Genomic DNA, 15,660 nt, shown 5'->3' on the forward strand with positions numbered 1-15,660 from the left:
CCTATTCCTCCCTTTCACTTAAATGTTTCAAGGTACCTTTGTTTTTAATCACCAGTATCTCACTTATAATAGATATAGCTATTTCTTCTGGAGTACCATTACATATATCAAGTCCTATAGGAGCATAAAGTTTTTTTATTTTCTCTTTATCTATATCTTCATTATTTAATTTCTCTTTTATTTCTTTAACCTTCTTTTTACTTCCCATCATGCCTATATATGCAACATCTCTATTTATCACTTCTTTAAGAGCTTCATAATCAGTAACATGCCCTCTGGTAACCAATATCACATAGCTTCTATTATTTAAATTAATTTCACTTAAGGCCTCACTAGGAGTACAGCATAGGAATTTTTTTACATCCTTAAAAGTCTCAACATTTTTAAACTCTTCTCTATCATCTACTATATAAACATCAAAACTTAAACTACTAGCTATAGAAGCTATCTTTTGAGATACATGCCCTGCTCCAAAGATAACTAACTTTTCATTAGGTTTTACTATCCTTACAAACCCTTCTGATACCCCACCACAAGTCATTTTTAACTCACCAGTTTCGTTCAAGGTGTATTTAAATGTAAAACTCTCTCCTGTTTCTAATGCTTTAAGACTTCTTTTTATTAAGTCAAACTCTATCTTCCCACCACCCACAGTGCCAATAGTTTTTCCATCTTTATATATAGCCATCATAGACTCTTCTGCACCTGGTACTGAACCTATGCTGTTTGTAAGCATAACTAAAGCTACTTCTTCATCTTTATTTAAGGCTTCAAGAACTTTTTCAAAAATAATCTTGCTCATAGTCCCCTCCTTATCAATTTTAATACTTTAGAAAGTTTATAGCAGTTTATATGATATTTTATTAATTAAATGTTATATTTTTATATAATTTATTATAACAACTGGGTATATATTTGTAAATCAACAATTATTGTCTGATTAAGTATATCAGAGCTTCTAATACCCCTCCACCTATAGTTCTAGCCTTATCAGAAATAGTGAAGCAGTTTTTTCTCTCTTCAAGCCTTGGGTCAATATCGGCAATTTTAAGTCCTTCATATACCTTGCTACTATTTCTTATTATCCCTCTTAAAACTCCATCTATAGTAGCTCTAACTATATAATCTCCTACATATGCTAAAGGTTCTTCTTTTTTTACTATATCCCCAATCTCTCTCACATTATTTATAACCCCATCACAAGGACTATATATAACTCTCTCTTTAGTGTATCCTCCTATATTACCTGGTGCACCAGTATCTGCTTGAGCTTCTCCCTTAAATATAAGTCTTCCTAAATTATGTCCTCTATTTGTTTCTATTACTACATCAACATCTTTTCCTGCTTCAAAACCTGGGCCTAAAGCTATGGTTATAGGTGCCATATTAATGTAGGTTCCTAAATTCTTTTTCGCTAATATTCCATCTACTACTGCCTTAGGTTTTAATAAGTTTATATAACTTCCTTTTGGATCTACAATCACAGGTACCTTATTATTTTTCCAAGCATCTTCTATTTCTTCTAAATTTCTTACCCTAACAGATTTTATACCCTCAACTTCTATTTCATCTTCAAATAAAGCCTCGCTAAAACTTACCGCTCTTCTAATGCAGGTAGGGTTTTCTATTTCCAATACTAAAACCTTAAATCCACATCTATATAACTTTTGAATTACACCAGAGGCTATATCTCCTCCCCCTCTAACTATAACTATTTCTTTCATTATAAATTATCCTTCCTTTGTAACTGTAATTTTTCATAATCCTCCCAGGTATCTATATCCATCAGCTCATATTCATTTTCAACCTCAACAAATACTAAACTATCCTTGTTTCTTTTAATGACTTCTCTTCCACCCTTATCTCCCTTTAAAGCCTTAAGTTCATCTATAAATATTGAAGAGAATATAACTGGACTACCATTTCTATCTTTATATCTAGGAATTATTATATTCTGAGGATTATTTTTAAAAGCATCTATCATCTTCTTTATAGTTAACTTACTTAATAAAGGTTGATCTCCTGTAAAAAACATATATCCTTCTGCAACTGGAGAATTCTCTATTCCTAGTTTTATGGATTCACTTTGCCCAAGAATAGAATTTTTATTTTCCACTACTTTAAACCCTTTTTTACATGCAATATCTAAAACTTCCTTATCCTTTGCTACTACAAGCCTTGAATAAAAATTAATCTGTAAAATCTTATCCATAATATGCTCAATGAGCTTTTTATCTCTATACTCTAAAAGAAGCTTATTTGTACCTATTCTACTTCCGTATCCAGATGCCATAACTATACAATTAATCATAAACTTCCCCTCTTAAGCTTCCACAAATAATTTTATTTATATATCCATTATTTATTTTCTTTATCTTTTCTTTTAGACATTCCGCCAGCATCTTGTCTTTATGACTTTCAACCTTATTTATAAAAAGTATTTTTTCACCTTTTGCATCTTTAAATAGTCCTTTTTCATGGAAAACTAGAGAAGTAATCATTTCTAAATCTATAACATCATCCAATTTTGAATTAGTTATATCTAAAAACCTGTCTACTCTATGAATATTTTCCTCATTAATTTCTTTTCCAACAACCTCTATACTTAAGACCCCTACAGTTTTAGTAGTATTACTACTTACAACTGGCTCATCTTCTCTCCACCCTTTAATAGGTTTCTTTTTGGAGCCATCCCCTTCTACTAATACATAGTCAAATTTATGAAGCTGCTTTTCTAAAATTTCTAAATTCAGACCTTTTATCTTATTCTCAGAATCTACACTTTTTCCATAAATATAAATACCCTTATCAATAACATATTCATTAAACTTATGGAAATCAATTTCTAGAAAATCAAACTGCTTAGTTTCAGGCATGTATATTTTGGTTGTAGTGGTTATTAAAACTCTATTATCTTTCCTTAACTCTTCTCCTAATGTAAACATTAAGGTAGTTTTCCCACCTGCTCCAACAATAGTTACAACATCACCTAACTTTATATCTAAAACTTCCTTAAGTTTCATAGCGAGTTACTACCTTACTTAATCCTATTTTCTTAATCAAATAATAACCAGAGGTTTTTATGTTTTTGCTAATAAGAATCTCTCTAGCCTTATCTATATTATTGTTATCCAGTTTAATAGAAAGCCCACAACCTGAAGTTATCTCTCTTGGAACAGGTATTATTCTTACATTTATATTATTCATAAGCTCTTTTTCAGCTCTAATAGCACTGTGAGTAGAATCAAAGGCTATTAAACTAAATATCTCCACATCCATTCTAATTCCTCTTATGGTTTAATTATTTTATCTGAAGAATTCATTTTTTCTACAATACTGTACATGTTAGTTACAGATCCAACAGCTAATTCTTCAGTTAATCCATAATAATTTAGACATGTTCCACAGGTTAATATTTCTACCCCTTGTTCTTCAAGCTTTTTCAGATCTTCTAATACAGCTGAAGTCTTAGTTGTAAGTTTAGCTCCTCCATTATAGAGCAAAATACAGGTTGGAAGAGTCTCTGTTTCTGTTAAGGTATAAATAAAAGCTTTCATTAAAATAGTCCCGAGTTCTTCATTTCCTTCCCCCATCTTGTCAGAAGAAATAACTACAGCTGTTGAACTTATAGTTTCCTTAGTTATAAGAACTTCTTTAACTTCTTCCTCTCCTTCTCCTTTTATTATCTTAACCTCATAGTGATCTTCACCTAATTTTTCACCCTCATACTTGTATCCCATCTCTTTAGCCATTTTCTCTAAATTTTCTTTAGCTATTTCGTTATCTACAACTACTTGAATAACTCCATCTTTCTCAATTTCTTTTAAAGCTTTTTTAGCCTTTATTACTGGTATAGGGCATAGTTCCCCTCTAGCATCAACTTTTATCATATTTCTCTCTCCTTTAATATTTCTCAATTATTATATTAAACTCTTGTTTTTCAATAACTTCTCCTACAATTTCTGATTTTAAATCAAGTTCTTGTAATTCCCTTAATAAATCATCTGCCTCATCTGAAGATAAACTTATCAAAAGTCCTCCAGAAGTCTGTGGATCAAATAAAATTTCCTCTAATGCAAATTCAATATCTTTAAACAATACTTTATCCTTTAAATGTCTTCTATTTCTTTGTCCACCTGCTGTTATTAAAAACTCTTTAGCATAATCATAAGCTTCCTCAATATAAGGAATGGTGTTTCCATTTACCTTTATTGAATATTCATCTTTAATCATCTCATTTAAATGTCCTAAAAATCCAAAGCCAGTTACATCAGTACATGCGTTAACTTTGTATTTTTTCATCTTATCAGCCGCATATTTATTTAAAGTTTCCATAGATTTTATGGCCTTATTATAAGCTTCTTCACTAGCTTCTCCTACCCTATGAGCCGTTGTTATTATTCCTACCCCTAAAGGCTTAGTAAGTATAAGTTTATCTCCTATCTTACAATTATTATTAGGAAGAATCTTTGAAGGATGAACTACTCCAGTTACAGATAAGCCGTATTTAGGTTCTAGATCATTTATAGAGTGTCCACCAGATACAACGCCTCCTGCTTCATGAACTTTTTCAGCTCCTCCTCTAAGTATTTCTCCTAGAATATCTGCCTCCATCTTTTCTGGAAATCCCACAATATTAAGAGCTACCTTTACCTCTCCCCCCATTGCATATACATCACTTAACGCATTAGCTGCAGCTATTTTGCCAAAGGTATATGGATCTTCAACTATTGGAGTAAAAAAGTCCAAGGTCTGAATAATAGCTATGTCATCTGTCAATTTATATACAGCTCCATCGTCTGAGCTATCAAAGCCTATTAATAAATTCTCATCAAACTTATTAGGAATCTTATCTAATACACTTTTAAGCATACCTGGACCTAACTTAGCTGTACATCCACCGCCACAGGTAAATTTCACGTTATTTTGGCTCATACAAATTCACTTCCTCAATTTAAATTGCTTCTCATACCCAATTATCGCTGCTCCTATTGCGCCAGCATATTGGGATAAAGGAGATACCCTTATTTCTTTATTTATAAATCCTTCTAATCTTCTCTTAAATTCTTCGCTTCTACTAACTCCCCCAGAGAAAAACACACCTTCTTCAATATTTAATTTAGATGCGAAGGTAGCTGTTCTTTTTGCAATCGAGGATAAAATCCCTGATAGTATTTCTTCTCTTGGAACCTCTTTAGCAATTAGGCTTATAACTTCTGATTCTGCAAATACGGTACACATACTAGATATTGGATACGGCTTAACCCCTTTTGTAAGAGAGTCTATTGATGACAATTCTTCATCTAAGGTCTTTACCATAACCTCTAAAAATCTTCCAGTCCCAGCTGCACATTTATCATTCATCAAAAAATCTGTAAGATTACCATCTCTATCTAGTTTTATAACCTTGCTATCTTGACCACCAATATCTATTACAGTTTTTGTATTTTCGCAAAGGTATTTAGCACCTTTTCCATGACAGGTAATTTCAGTAACCTTCTTATCTCCAAAATCCGCAAGTTCTCTCCCATAACCAGTAAGCACTACATAAGGTTTATCTTCAAGTCCATAAGATAAATCTGAATATATCTTCATCATACTTTCTCTAGGCCTTGAAGTAGTTTTAGTTATTATCTTTTTAACTATATTCCCATTATATAATATTCCTTTAGTTGAGGTAGAACCTGAATCTATTCCTATTGAATACATATTTTCACCTATAACATTTCTATAAATGCTGCCATTCTTGTATTTACCTGTCCTATATCTGACTGTGAATAATCTGTCTCTACTGCCATATATGGAACTTTATAATTGTTATTTGTAAATCTTTTTATTGAAAGAGTTTCTACGGCATAAGTATGGCAAGCCTGAAGTATTACATCTACTACCCCATCTACCTTATACTCTTCAATCATCTTTCCTAATAAAGTTTTTCTATTTTCATTAGGGCTCATACAAGAGCAGCCTATTGCAAGATATTTTTCTGTTAAGGCATCAAATACATCCTTATCCTCATCTACTAAAAGTTCATTTGCCTTAGCAACTGTACAATTTTCAAAAGCAACTACATAACCACCATTGTCTTCAATAGCCTTTACTACCTTTTCAGCAGCTCCCCCTATAGGACATCCTGTTATTAATATTCTTGGTCTACTATCTAGTCTTTTCCCTTGTGAGTATTCTCTTTTTACTCTCTCAGTTAAACTAGAAAGCTCTTCTATAGAATGTTCTTTATCAAACTTAAAAGTAGCTCCATATATAACCTTCAATATATCCGTTCCAGAAATAGCTGGTGGATTTAACTTACCAATTTCATAAAAATTCTTTAAGGCTACTCTTTCTCTATTTTTTAAGTTTATAGCTTCTTTAAGCTTATCTTCTGTAATTTTAAGTTCTAATTTATCTTCTAACAAATCCTTTAGTTTTATTATCTCACTTTTCCATAATTCATAACTTTTTTCCCCAACTTGTGTATTAGGTAACTGCATAACATGAACAGCTTTAAATTCACCTAAATACTCGTACATCTTTTTCTTTCCATCACAGGTTGTCTCTCCTACAATTAAATCAGAGAAATAAAAATAAGGACACTTATCTGTTTTCCCAAAACCATAGCTACTTTTTATTAGTGGGCAAAGATTTCTAGGAAGATCCATTTCCGCATCTCCTATAGTTTCATCTGAGGTTGAACAAAGAGAAACTACTGCTGCTCCAGCCGCCATAGCTATTTCCTGGGGCATATATGTACAAAATGTTCCTATTAAAGGAATGTTCTTCTCCTTAAGTTCTTTTGCTATTATGAACCCATTTTTTCTTGCTTCAGAAAAATCTTCAAAAATCTCTGGCAAATCCTTTTTAATATCCATACATCAACACTCCTTAATATTTTCTGATGTCTAGCCACTGTAACTCTCCCATCTTCTATTAAAGCGGGAGATAACAGTGGCACGACCCTAGATAAGTTCAACTTAGCTTCAGTGGGAGATTAAAACTCCCTCTGAAGCTAAGTTTCACTTTATTGCACAAAAACGCCACTGTAATTTAATTATACAATGACGTCTTTATATTATAAATTTAAAATTTAAAAGGGCTTTATTATAATTGTACAATTTATTAATCATTATACACTCTATACGTGAAGAGCCTATTTTAACTTTAGAAAATCCTTTAATAAATTTATTGCTACCTGTTTCCTGTAGTTTTTATTTGATCTTTGATCATCTATAGGATTTATTAAATCTGAATATTCCTCAATTACCTCTTCGCTTATTTCATCTAAATTGTCTATATTCTTACCTATTAGTTCATTCTCCATCTTTTTAGACTTAACTATTGTAGGTGCCACTGCTCCAAAAGCTATTCTAACATCCTTAATCACATCATCTTCTACATTTAAAAAACCTATAAAAGATAATTTAGATATAGCTGTTGCTTTCCTGGTTCCAACTTTTTTATAATAATACTCATTAAAATTAGCCATTGGAATCCTTATTTCCTTAAGAATTTCATCGCCGCTTAATATGTTTCTTCCTGGACCTGCAATAAAATCTTCTATAAATATTATTCTCTCTCCTTTTAAACTTCCAACTACTAATTCAGCTTCTAAAGCATAAAGTAATGGAAGTATATCAGCAGCTGGCGAAGCATTACAGATATTCCCTCCTATAGTTGCTACATTCCTTATAGCTGGTGAAGCTATATCCTTAATTACAATTTTAAAGTAATCAGGAATTAACTCATAGTTACTAATTTCAGAAAATGTACATGCAGCTCCTATATGAAGATAATCTCTTAGTGTGTATATTTTTTTTAATTCTGCTAGGTTTGCAACAAAGATGGTATTTTTATCAAACCTAGGTATAAGTCCTGAGGGTCTTTTCCTTCTTACCATAAGATCTGTGCCACCAGATAATATTATAGTCTCTTCTCTACTTATTACCTCCAAAGCCTCTTTTAAACTTTCTGGTAAATACAATATTATATTAGAGTTCTCCTCTTTACTTATTACCATACAGTATCACCTCTTTTTGAAGCTAACTTAATAGCTTCGATTATTTTATCGTATCCTGTACATCTACAAAGATTCCCTGATATTCCTTCTCTGATTTCATCCTCATTTGGTCTACTATTTTTAGTTAGTAGTGCATATGATGCCATTATCATTCCTGGAGTACAAAAACCACATTGAACAGCTCCCGCATCCTCATATGCTTCCTTTAGTATATTAAATTCTTTAGTATCTACGAGGCCTTCTATTGTAATAACTTTAGCTGCATTTACATTACCTAAAGGCACACAGCAAGAATTAATAAGATTTCCATCTATAATTACAGAGCAGGCTCCACATTCGCCTTGTCCACAACCTTCTTTTGGCGCTATCAATTTAAAATCCTCTCTCAGAACATCTAAAAGTCGTCTTAATGGATTGCTTTCAATACTAACCTCTTTATTATTTAGATTGAATTTAATTTTTGTCATTTTTTATTACCTCCATTATTAACTCAGGGGTTACAGGAATCTGGCTCACTGTTTTTCCTATTGCATTTTGTACTGCAATTGCATAAGCAGATGCTGCTCCTATTAAAGTAAGTTCCCCTGCACTTTTAGCTCCAAAAGGACCGTAATCATAAGGTGTGTTAACTAACTTATTATGAATCTTAGGTAGATCCTTCGCTGTAGGTATTACGTAATCAGTGTTGGTTCTCTGAATTAATCTTCCTTCTTTAGAGTTCATAACCTCCATGCCTGCATAACCTAAACCTTGAGCAACTCCACCTTCTATCTGACCTTCTATTATCTTTGCATCAATAGCCTTGCCTATATCAAAAACAGCCCAAACACCCTTTATATCTACTTCATAAGTTATAGGATTAACTTCAACCTCTACTACGTTAGCTCCCCATGAATAAGTATTATATGCATCTCCAACTAAAGCTTCTGCATCCCAATTAAACCCTTCTGGATGTTTATATTTTTCCATAATCTCTATCTCTTCTCCAGATTTCCACTCTTTTTTCATCTTTATAGCCGCATTTTGAAGAAGTTTTCCTATAATCATTGTGGTTCTTGAAGCAACTGTAGGTCCTGAATTTGGAACCCTATCAGTATCTGGATTTGCATATATTATATCTTCTAATGGTATCTCTAAAGCATGGGCAACTATCTTCCTAAGTCCAGTAGTTACTCCCTGTCCCATTTCAACGTTAGATATAAGAATTTCTACTTTATCATCTTTATATTTTTTAAGCTTAACCTTTGCCTTTATAATATCCCTTTCACCATTTCCAGTGAATCCACCTCCATGGAAAAATAGAGACATTCCTACTCCCTTATATTTATCACTCTTTTTATATTGTTCATATTTCTCGCTATATGAAGACATTTCTTCTATAGTTTCAATTATTTTTGGTAATACAATATCCTCTCTAAATACCCCACCAGTTGAAGATAGATCTCCTTTTTTCAATAAATTCTTTTTCTTAAAGTCCAAAGAATTTATTCCTAATTCCTTTGCCATATATTCCATGTGCATTTCTGTAGCAAAAAAAGATTGCGGTGCTCCAAAACCTCTGTAGGCTCCTGTCACAATATTATTAGTAGCAAAAGCTCTTCCTCTAACCTTTATATTTTCAACATCATATACACCTATGGCTGCAAATATACTTCTTTGTAAAACTATATTAGATATCCCCATGTAAGCGCCACCATCTAATTTAACATCTGCATCTACACCTATTATCTTATGATTTTTATCTAAAAAAGTTTTTAAAATAATTTGTGAAGGATGTCTTTTAGTTGTGCATTGAATATCTTCATCCCTATCAAATATAAGCTTAACTGGCTTTTTAATCTTTAATGCAGCAATAGCAACTTGCCCACCTATTAAAGAAGGATATTCTTCCTTTCCTCCAAAACCTCCACCAGTATTACTTTGAACTATCTGAACATCATCATAATCAAAACCTAAAGCATCTACTACTGCATCTTTAACATAATAAGGACACTGCATAGAGCCTATAACCTTAACTCGTCCATTTTCATAAGTTCCAACCATACCTTGAGTTTCTAAATATATGTGCTCTTGATATCCAGTTGTATATTCTTTTTCAAATACATAGGCTGCTTCTTTTTCAATTTTATCTAGGTCACCTTTTCCATAATTATATTCTATAAAACAGTTATCTTTTCCATATATAACTTCGGTTAGGGCTTCAGATTCATCTATGGAGAAAACTCCTTTTAACTCTTTATAATTAACTTTTATCTCTGTTATTAATTCCTCAACAGTCTCTTTATCAGGTCCGACCAAAAGTAAAAGCGGTTCCCCAATGTAGTTTACTGTATCCTCTGCAAAAAATGGCATTTCATAATTTATTATTTTAACCCCATTTCTAGCAGGCACATCATTTTTATCTACTATATAATACCCTTCTGGAAGCCTCGGAATATCTATTGATAATATTTCTGCTCTTGCCTTTGTAGATCTTAAAGTTTTTGCATACAAAGCGTCTTCAAAGTGCATATCTGCCAAATATTCCGTTTTTCCTTTAATCTTATCCTCAACATCTATTCTCTTAACAGGTTTACTTATTTCATCAATAAGCATATAATCACCCCCTATTTTTCATAATCAACTCTAACTTACTGATTTAAAAATAAGGTTACTGCAAATTTGTTTGCAGCAACCTCTAAACTAATTTGTTTTTCTAAGATCTTTTATCTCTCTTCTCTAAAATATGATTGTCCTAAAGATTTAGGAGGAGAATTTTTTCTTGAATTTCTCATAGAAACCACTACAAGAACTACAAAGGTTGCTATATATGGAATAGCCGCAATCAAATATTGATTAATAAATGGACTACTTATTCTAAATCCTAATATATCTAACCCTCCAAAGAAATAAGCTCCTATTAAAGCCTTAAATGGATTCCATCCTACAAATATAACTAAAGCCACAGCTATCCACCCACGACCTGCTGTAACATTCTCTTGCCATGCAGGTACATATACAAGTGAAAGATAGGCTCCTCCAAGTCCACACAAAGCTCCACCTAAAAGAATGTGCACATATTTATATAAATTAATATTTATACTTGCAGCATCTGCAGCAGCTGGATTTTCTCCTACAGCTATAACATTTAACCCTTTTGAGGTTTTATATAAATATAATCCTAGGACTATTGCACATATATATCCTAAATAAATAAAGGGATCTTGGTTGAATAAAGCTGTACCTAAAACTGGTATCTTTGATAATAAAGGAATGGCAACAGGTTTAAAAAATGCCTTTATACTATCTGGAGTTACTTGCCCTACAAGTTTAGTTCCAAGTAAACTTGATAATCCTGTTCCAAATATGGTTAAAGCTAAACCTGAAACAGTTTGATTAGCTCTAAGAGTAACAGTTAAAAAAGCATATACTAATGCCCCTAGTGCTCCTGCAATCATAGCTGCAATTAAAGCAATAAATGGATTTCCAGTACTCAGTCCTACCATAAAGCCCATAACTGAACCCAAAAGCATTAACCCCTCAACCCCTAGGTTAAGATTTCCTACTTTTTCTATTATTATTTCTCCTAAAGTTCCAAAAAGAAGGGGTGTTCCTGCGATAACTGCTGCTGCTAAAAAATTCGTAATCCAATCCATTTATACCACCTCCTGAACTTTTTCTCTTTTTTTAGATACTCCATTAAATATAAGCTTAAATCTTACAAAAAACTCACTTCCAAGTACACAGAAAAGTATAATTGCTTGCAATAATGAAGCTGCAGATTCAGGAATTCCATAGGCTGTTTGTATAAGTCTTGCACCGGACACTAAAGCTGCAAATAGTACAGCTACTATGCTTATTCCTATTGAACTTAAATTCCCAAGCCAAGCTATTATAACTGCTGTATTACCTACTCCACCTGATACCTCTACAGATAAAGTCTGACTTACTGCTGAAGCTTGTATAACTCCTGCAATTCCACAGATTGCCCCACTTAAGAAAAGCGCTCCAAGAATTGTTTTCTTTATATCCATCCCTGCATATTTAGCCGTATTTTCACTTTCTCCGATTACTGAAATCTCATATCCTTTTTTAGTGTAGTTCATATAAATATATACTAAAACAGCCAAAATTATAGCTATAATCCATCCTATATGAACCCCAAAAAGTTTAGGCATAATAGCATTATCAGAGAAATTTGGAATCTTAGGAAAGCCTAAAGAATTTTTGTCTCTCCATGGCCCATACTGTAAGTAAGTTATGAATTTCAAAACTATATAATTCATCATTAAGGTAGTGATAGTTTCGTTAGTTCTATATTTCACTCTAAAATATGTTGGAATTAACACACATATTCCACCTAAAACAGCACCTACTACAAGCATTAGTAGCAATAATAATGGTTTAGGTAAGCTTTGAAAATTTAAAGCTACTAGCGCAGCTCCAAAAGCTCCCATCATTATCTGTCCTTCTCCCCCTATGTTCCAAAACTTCATTTTGAAGGCTATAGATACTCCTAAGCCAGCAATCAAAAGAGGAATTGCTTGAATTATTGTTTGTCTTATTCCATAAGCAGAACCAAAAGCGCCTTTTAGCATTGTGCCATATACACTTAATGGATTTAATTTAAGAAAAAGAAGTAATAAGCTTACTATAACTAAAGCTAAAACTACTGCTAGTACTCTTATCTGCATACTTTTTTTATTATCTACTTCTGTTCTCTTAACTAGCCTCACTAGCATATTTATCACCATCCTTATTTCCGCTTGATACCATCATAAGACCAATTTCTTCTTTAGTAGCTTTTTCTGCCTCAATTACTCCAGTTACATTTCCACTATTTAAAACCATAATCCTATCACAAAGTTTAATGAGTACATCTAAATCTTCTCCAACAAATAAAATTGAGGTGCCTTTTTTCTTTTCCTCATTTATTAAGTTGTAAATGGTGTAGCAAGTATTTATATCTAAACCTCTCACTGGATAAGCCATAACTATAAGTTTAGGATTTAAGCTTAATTCTCTTCCAAGTAAAACCTTCTGAATGTTTCCACCTGATAGATATCTTATAGGATAATATATTCCTGGTGTTTTAACCTCTAGCTTTTCTACTATATCCTTAGCCTTATCTACTAAACTTTTTCTATTAACAAACATACCCTTTTGTTTTCTATAATCTTTTAATAATAGATTATCTACTATTCCCATAGCTCCAACTAAACCCATTCCTAGTCTATCCTCTGGAATAAAACTCATAGCTATTCCTCTTTCCATAAATTCTTTGGAAGTTTTCCCAGCTAAGTTTTCTCCATTAAAGTTTATTTCACCTTCATCTATTTTACATATTCCCGTTATAGCTTCACAAAGCTCCTTTTGACCACAACCTGCTATACCCGCTATACCTAATACTTCTCCAGCTTTTATCTCAAAACTTACATCCTTTAGTAGCTTTATCTTGTCGCTACCTGAAACACTTAAATCTGAAACCTTTAAAACTACTTCTCCAGCTTCACATTCTACCCTATCTATAAATAAATCCACTTCTTTTCCCACCATAAGTTCAGTAAGATTTTTAGGATTTGTATTCAACTTATCAACAGTACAGATTGTCTCACCTTTTCTTAATATAGTGATTCTATCTGAAACCTCCATAACTTCATCTAATTTATGTGTTATAAATATAACAGCGCAACCCTCTTTTTTCATTTTATTCATAATGTTAAATAACTTTTTAGTTTCTTGTGGTGTAAAAACCGATGTTGGTTCATCTAATATAAGAATATCTGCACCTCTATATAATACCTTTAATATCTCAAGATTTTGTCTTTCCCCAACAGACATATCCTGAACATATTTATTAACATCTATATCTAACTCAAACCTATTACATATATCATTAATTTTATCTAAAAGCTTCTTTTGACTAACAAATAATTTATTCTCTTGTCCTAACAATACATTTTGTATAGCAGTCATTGATTCTACTAACTTAAAATGTTGATATATCATTCCAACTCCTGCTTTTATAGCATCTTTAGGTGAGGTAAAAGTAACTTCTTTTCCATGTATGAATATTGAACCACTATCTGGAGTATAAACTCCAGATAGCATATTCATAAGTGTACTTTTACCTGCCCCATTTTCACCTAAAAGTGCATGTATTTCACCGGCATTTACGCTGAAATCAACATTGTTATTTGCTACAACTTTTCCAAATGTCTTGGTTATTCTTTTTACAGCAATTAACTCTGAATTCATAAAGTATCACTCCATATTAATTATTTTTGAATAGTTCCATCTACACCTTTTACAAACCAGTTCATAGAGAAGATTTCATCATCAGTCATAGTTTTTCCAGCTGCAACTTTTTCTGCTCCAGTTTGATCTTTTAAAGGTCCAACAAATATTTTGTTTTCTCCTGAAACTACTGCTGCTTTAGCTTTTTCTATCTTCTCTTTAGTTCCTTCTGCTACATTACTTGTAAGTGGTGCTATATCAACTAGACCATCTTTAATTCCACCCCAGTAGCTTCCAGATTTCCATGTACCATCTTGAATTGCTTTTATTTGAGCTGTGTAATAAACTCCCCAGTTAAATATGTCTGAAGTTAAGTTAGCTTTTGGAGCAGCTTCGCTCATGTCTATGTTATAACCTACTGAGAATACACCAGCTTCTTCTGCTGCTTGTTGTGCACCTGCTGTATTTTGATGTTGTCCTATAACATCAGCACCGTTTGCAATAAGAGCTTTTGCAGCTTCTTTTTCTTTAGCTGGATCATACCAAGTATTTGTCCAAACAACTTGTACAGTTATGCTAGGATCTACTGATTGTGCTCCTAAAGTAAATGCATTAATACCTCTTATAACTTCTGGTATTGGGAATGCTCCTACAAAACCAAGTTTTTTAGTTTTAGATTTCATACCAGCAGCTATACCTGATAAGTATCTAGCCTCATACTCTCTACCAAAGTAGTTAGATAAATTATCTGCTGTTTGATGTCCACCACCATGTAAGAACTTTACATCTGGATGAGCTTTTGCAGATGCAACCATACCATCCATAAATCCAAAACTTGCTCCAACTATTACGTTAGCACCTTGGCTAATCATATCTTCTACTACTTTTTGAACTTCAGCTGAATCTTCTTTAACAGATTCTTTATAAATTGTTTCAACTCCAGTTTGCTCCTCAAGGTAAAGTCTACCTTTGTTGTGATTGAAGTTATATCCCCCATCTGTAATTGGACCTGATAATAAGAATCCTACTTTTATATCCTTTTTTGTTTCTTCAGTTTTCTTTCCTGAATCCCCCGAAGATGTGCTACAACCAGTTAATGCTAATGATGCTGCAACTAAACCTGTTGCAAAGATTTTAAGAAATTTTTTCATGTTTTTTCCCCCTTAATTAAATACTTAAAATTTTGATTAACAATTGCTACCTTTACCTCCCTATCTTTCTAAATGACAATATTATTATTAAAAATAAAAAAGCAAGTTCAAAAGAGACTTTGAGTTTTAGAAATACAATAAAAAATCAATTTCTAAGCTCTAAAGTTCCTCATTGAACTTGCTTATAATAATATTCGTTATTAATTTTTAATGGCATAAAATAATAGTCATTTATCAAATAAAGATTCTAACTAAACTGCATAAATATATAGAGCAATT

16 protein-coding genes are annotated in these 15,660 nt (G+C 32.3%); all 16 read right to left on the minus strand.

From position 1 onward, the window contains the following. Position 1 precedes the first annotated feature (1 nt). The 16 genes from B3N22_RS22600 to B3N22_RS22675 all read right to left on the minus strand — a co-directional run bounded on the left by B3N22_RS22600 (position 2) and on the right by B3N22_RS22675 (position 15,381). Complete coding sequence (locus B3N22_RS22600) at positions 2-802, minus strand: XdhC family protein (protein ID WP_286910809.1); 801 nt, start codon at positions 800-802, stop codon at positions 2-4. A gap of 127 nt (positions 803-929) precedes the next feature. After that, on the minus strand, positions 930-1,724 hold the full coding sequence (gene yqeB / locus B3N22_RS22605) for a selenium-dependent molybdenum cofactor biosynthesis protein YqeB (protein WP_286910811.1): 795 nt from the start codon (positions 1,722-1,724) through the stop codon (positions 930-932). Next, positions 1,724-2,311: a molybdenum cofactor cytidylyltransferase gene (mocA, locus tag B3N22_RS22610; protein WP_286910813.1), complete on the minus strand. Its 588-nt coding sequence runs from the start codon at positions 2,309-2,311 to the stop codon at positions 1,724-1,726. The genes yqeB and mocA overlap by 1 nt, the downstream gene beginning before the upstream one ends. Continuing rightward, the gene (gene yqeC, locus B3N22_RS22615) at positions 2,304-3,023 is read right to left on the minus strand and encodes a selenium cofactor biosynthesis protein YqeC (RefSeq protein WP_286910815.1); all 720 of its coding nucleotides are present in this window, start codon (positions 3,021-3,023) and stop codon (positions 2,304-2,306) included. The genes mocA and yqeC overlap by 8 nt, the downstream gene beginning before the upstream one ends. Beyond that, positions 3,013-3,279, minus strand: coding sequence for a putative Se/S carrier protein (locus B3N22_RS22620; protein ID WP_286910817.1), 267 nt, complete (start codon positions 3,277-3,279; stop codon positions 3,013-3,015). The genes yqeC and B3N22_RS22620 overlap by 11 nt, the downstream gene beginning before the upstream one ends. A gap of 11 nt (positions 3,280-3,290) precedes the next feature. Beyond that, complete coding sequence (gene yedF / locus B3N22_RS22625) at positions 3,291-3,890, minus strand: sulfurtransferase-like selenium metabolism protein YedF (protein ID WP_286910819.1); 600 nt, start codon at positions 3,888-3,890, stop codon at positions 3,291-3,293. A 13-nt stretch (positions 3,891-3,903) separates the two neighbouring features. After that, positions 3,904-4,935 (minus strand): selenide, water dikinase SelD, encoded by a 1,032-nt coding sequence (selD, locus tag B3N22_RS22630; RefSeq protein WP_286910821.1) that lies wholly within the window; start codon positions 4,933-4,935, stop codon positions 3,904-3,906. Between the two features lie 6 nt (positions 4,936-4,941). Next, positions 4,942-5,709, minus strand: a complete 768-nt coding sequence (locus B3N22_RS22635) for an acyl-CoA dehydratase activase (RefSeq protein WP_286910823.1) — start codon at positions 5,707-5,709, stop codon at positions 4,942-4,944. An 8-nt stretch (positions 5,710-5,717) separates the two neighbouring features. After that, positions 5,718-6,869, minus strand: coding sequence for a double-cubane-cluster-containing anaerobic reductase (locus B3N22_RS22640; protein WP_286910825.1), 1,152 nt, complete (start codon positions 6,867-6,869; stop codon positions 5,718-5,720). Between the two features lie 278 nt (positions 6,870-7,147). Beyond that, positions 7,148-8,014: an FAD binding domain-containing protein gene (locus B3N22_RS22645; RefSeq protein ID WP_286910827.1), complete on the minus strand. Its 867-nt coding sequence runs from the start codon at positions 8,012-8,014 to the stop codon at positions 7,148-7,150. Beyond that, positions 8,008-8,481, minus strand: a complete 474-nt coding sequence (locus B3N22_RS22650) for a (2Fe-2S)-binding protein (protein WP_286910829.1) — start codon at positions 8,479-8,481, stop codon at positions 8,008-8,010. Before B3N22_RS22650 ends, B3N22_RS22645 begins: the two co-directional genes overlap by 7 nt. Then, positions 8,468-10,609: a xanthine dehydrogenase family protein molybdopterin-binding subunit gene (locus B3N22_RS22655; protein ID WP_286910831.1), complete on the minus strand. Its 2,142-nt coding sequence runs from the start codon at positions 10,607-10,609 to the stop codon at positions 8,468-8,470. The genes B3N22_RS22650 and B3N22_RS22655 overlap by 14 nt, the downstream gene beginning before the upstream one ends. A 110-nt stretch (positions 10,610-10,719) precedes the next feature. Next, entirely contained in the window at positions 10,720-11,649 is a 930-nt protein-coding gene (locus B3N22_RS22660) for an ABC transporter permease (RefSeq protein ID WP_021803617.1), read from the minus strand. Beyond that, complete coding sequence (locus tag B3N22_RS22665; protein ID WP_286910834.1) at positions 11,650-12,735, minus strand: ABC transporter permease; 1,086 nt, start codon at positions 12,733-12,735, stop codon at positions 11,650-11,652. Next, positions 12,716-14,251, minus strand: coding sequence for an ABC transporter ATP-binding protein (locus B3N22_RS22670; RefSeq protein ID WP_286910835.1), 1,536 nt, complete (start codon positions 14,249-14,251; stop codon positions 12,716-12,718). The genes B3N22_RS22665 and B3N22_RS22670 overlap by 20 nt, the downstream gene beginning before the upstream one ends. Positions 14,252-14,271: 20 nt before the next feature. Further along, a complete protein-coding gene (locus B3N22_RS22675) occupies positions 14,272-15,381 on the minus strand; it encodes a BMP family ABC transporter substrate-binding protein (RefSeq protein ID WP_286910836.1) in 1,110 nt (369 codons plus the stop codon). Positions 15,382-15,660 lie beyond the last annotated feature (279 nt).

It is taken from the genome of Clostridium sp. UBA1652 (genome assembly GCF_002320975.1).
GTDB classification, from domain to species: domain Bacteria; phylum Bacillota; class Clostridia; order Clostridiales; family Clostridiaceae; genus Clostridium_T; species Clostridium_T intestinale.

Coding starts and splice junctions, on each gene's coding strand:
- B3N22_RS22635 (WP_286910823.1), bottom strand. CDS start 5,709: ATGTATTCAATAGGAATAGATTCAGGTTCTACCTCAACTAAAGGAATA.
- B3N22_RS22600 (WP_286910809.1), bottom strand. CDS start 802: ATGAGCAAGATTATTTTTGAAAAAGTTCTTGAAGCCTTAAATAAAGAT.
- B3N22_RS22645 (WP_286910827.1), bottom strand. CDS start 8,014: ATGGTAATAAGTAAAGAGGAGAACTCTAATATAATATTGTATTTACCA.
- B3N22_RS22620 (WP_286910817.1), bottom strand. CDS start 3,279: ATGGATGTGGAGATATTTAGTTTAATAGCCTTTGATTCTACTCACAGT.
- selD (WP_286910821.1), bottom strand. CDS start 4,935: ATGAGCCAAAATAACGTGAAATTTACCTGTGGCGGTGGATGTACAGCT.
- B3N22_RS22660 (WP_021803617.1), bottom strand. CDS start 11,649: ATGGATTGGATTACGAATTTTTTAGCAGCAGCAGTTATCGCAGGAACA.
- yqeC (WP_286910815.1), bottom strand. CDS start 3,023: ATGAAACTTAAGGAAGTTTTAGATATAAAGTTAGGTGATGTTGTAACT.
- B3N22_RS22665 (WP_286910834.1), bottom strand. CDS start 12,735: ATGCTAGTGAGGCTAGTTAAGAGAACAGAAGTAGATAATAAAAAAAGT.
- B3N22_RS22640 (WP_286910825.1), bottom strand. CDS start 6,869: ATGGATATTAAAAAGGATTTGCCAGAGATTTTTGAAGATTTTTCTGAA.
- mocA (WP_286910813.1), bottom strand. CDS start 2,311: ATGATTAATTGTATAGTTATGGCATCTGGATACGGAAGTAGAATAGGT.
- B3N22_RS22670 (WP_286910835.1), bottom strand. CDS start 14,251: ATGAATTCAGAGTTAATTGCTGTAAAAAGAATAACCAAGACATTTGGA.
- yqeB (WP_286910811.1), bottom strand. CDS start 1,724: ATGAAAGAAATAGTTATAGTTAGAGGGGGAGGAGATATAGCCTCTGGT.
- B3N22_RS22655 (WP_286910831.1), bottom strand. CDS start 10,609: ATGCTTATTGATGAAATAAGTAAACCTGTTAAGAGAATAGATGTTGAG.
- yedF (WP_286910819.1), bottom strand. CDS start 3,890: ATGATAAAAGTTGATGCTAGAGGGGAACTATGCCCTATACCAGTAATA.
- B3N22_RS22675 (WP_286910836.1), bottom strand. CDS start 15,381: ATGAAAAAATTTCTTAAAATCTTTGCAACAGGTTTAGTTGCAGCATCA.
- B3N22_RS22650 (WP_286910829.1), bottom strand. CDS start 8,481: ATGACAAAAATTAAATTCAATCTAAATAATAAAGAGGTTAGTATTGAA.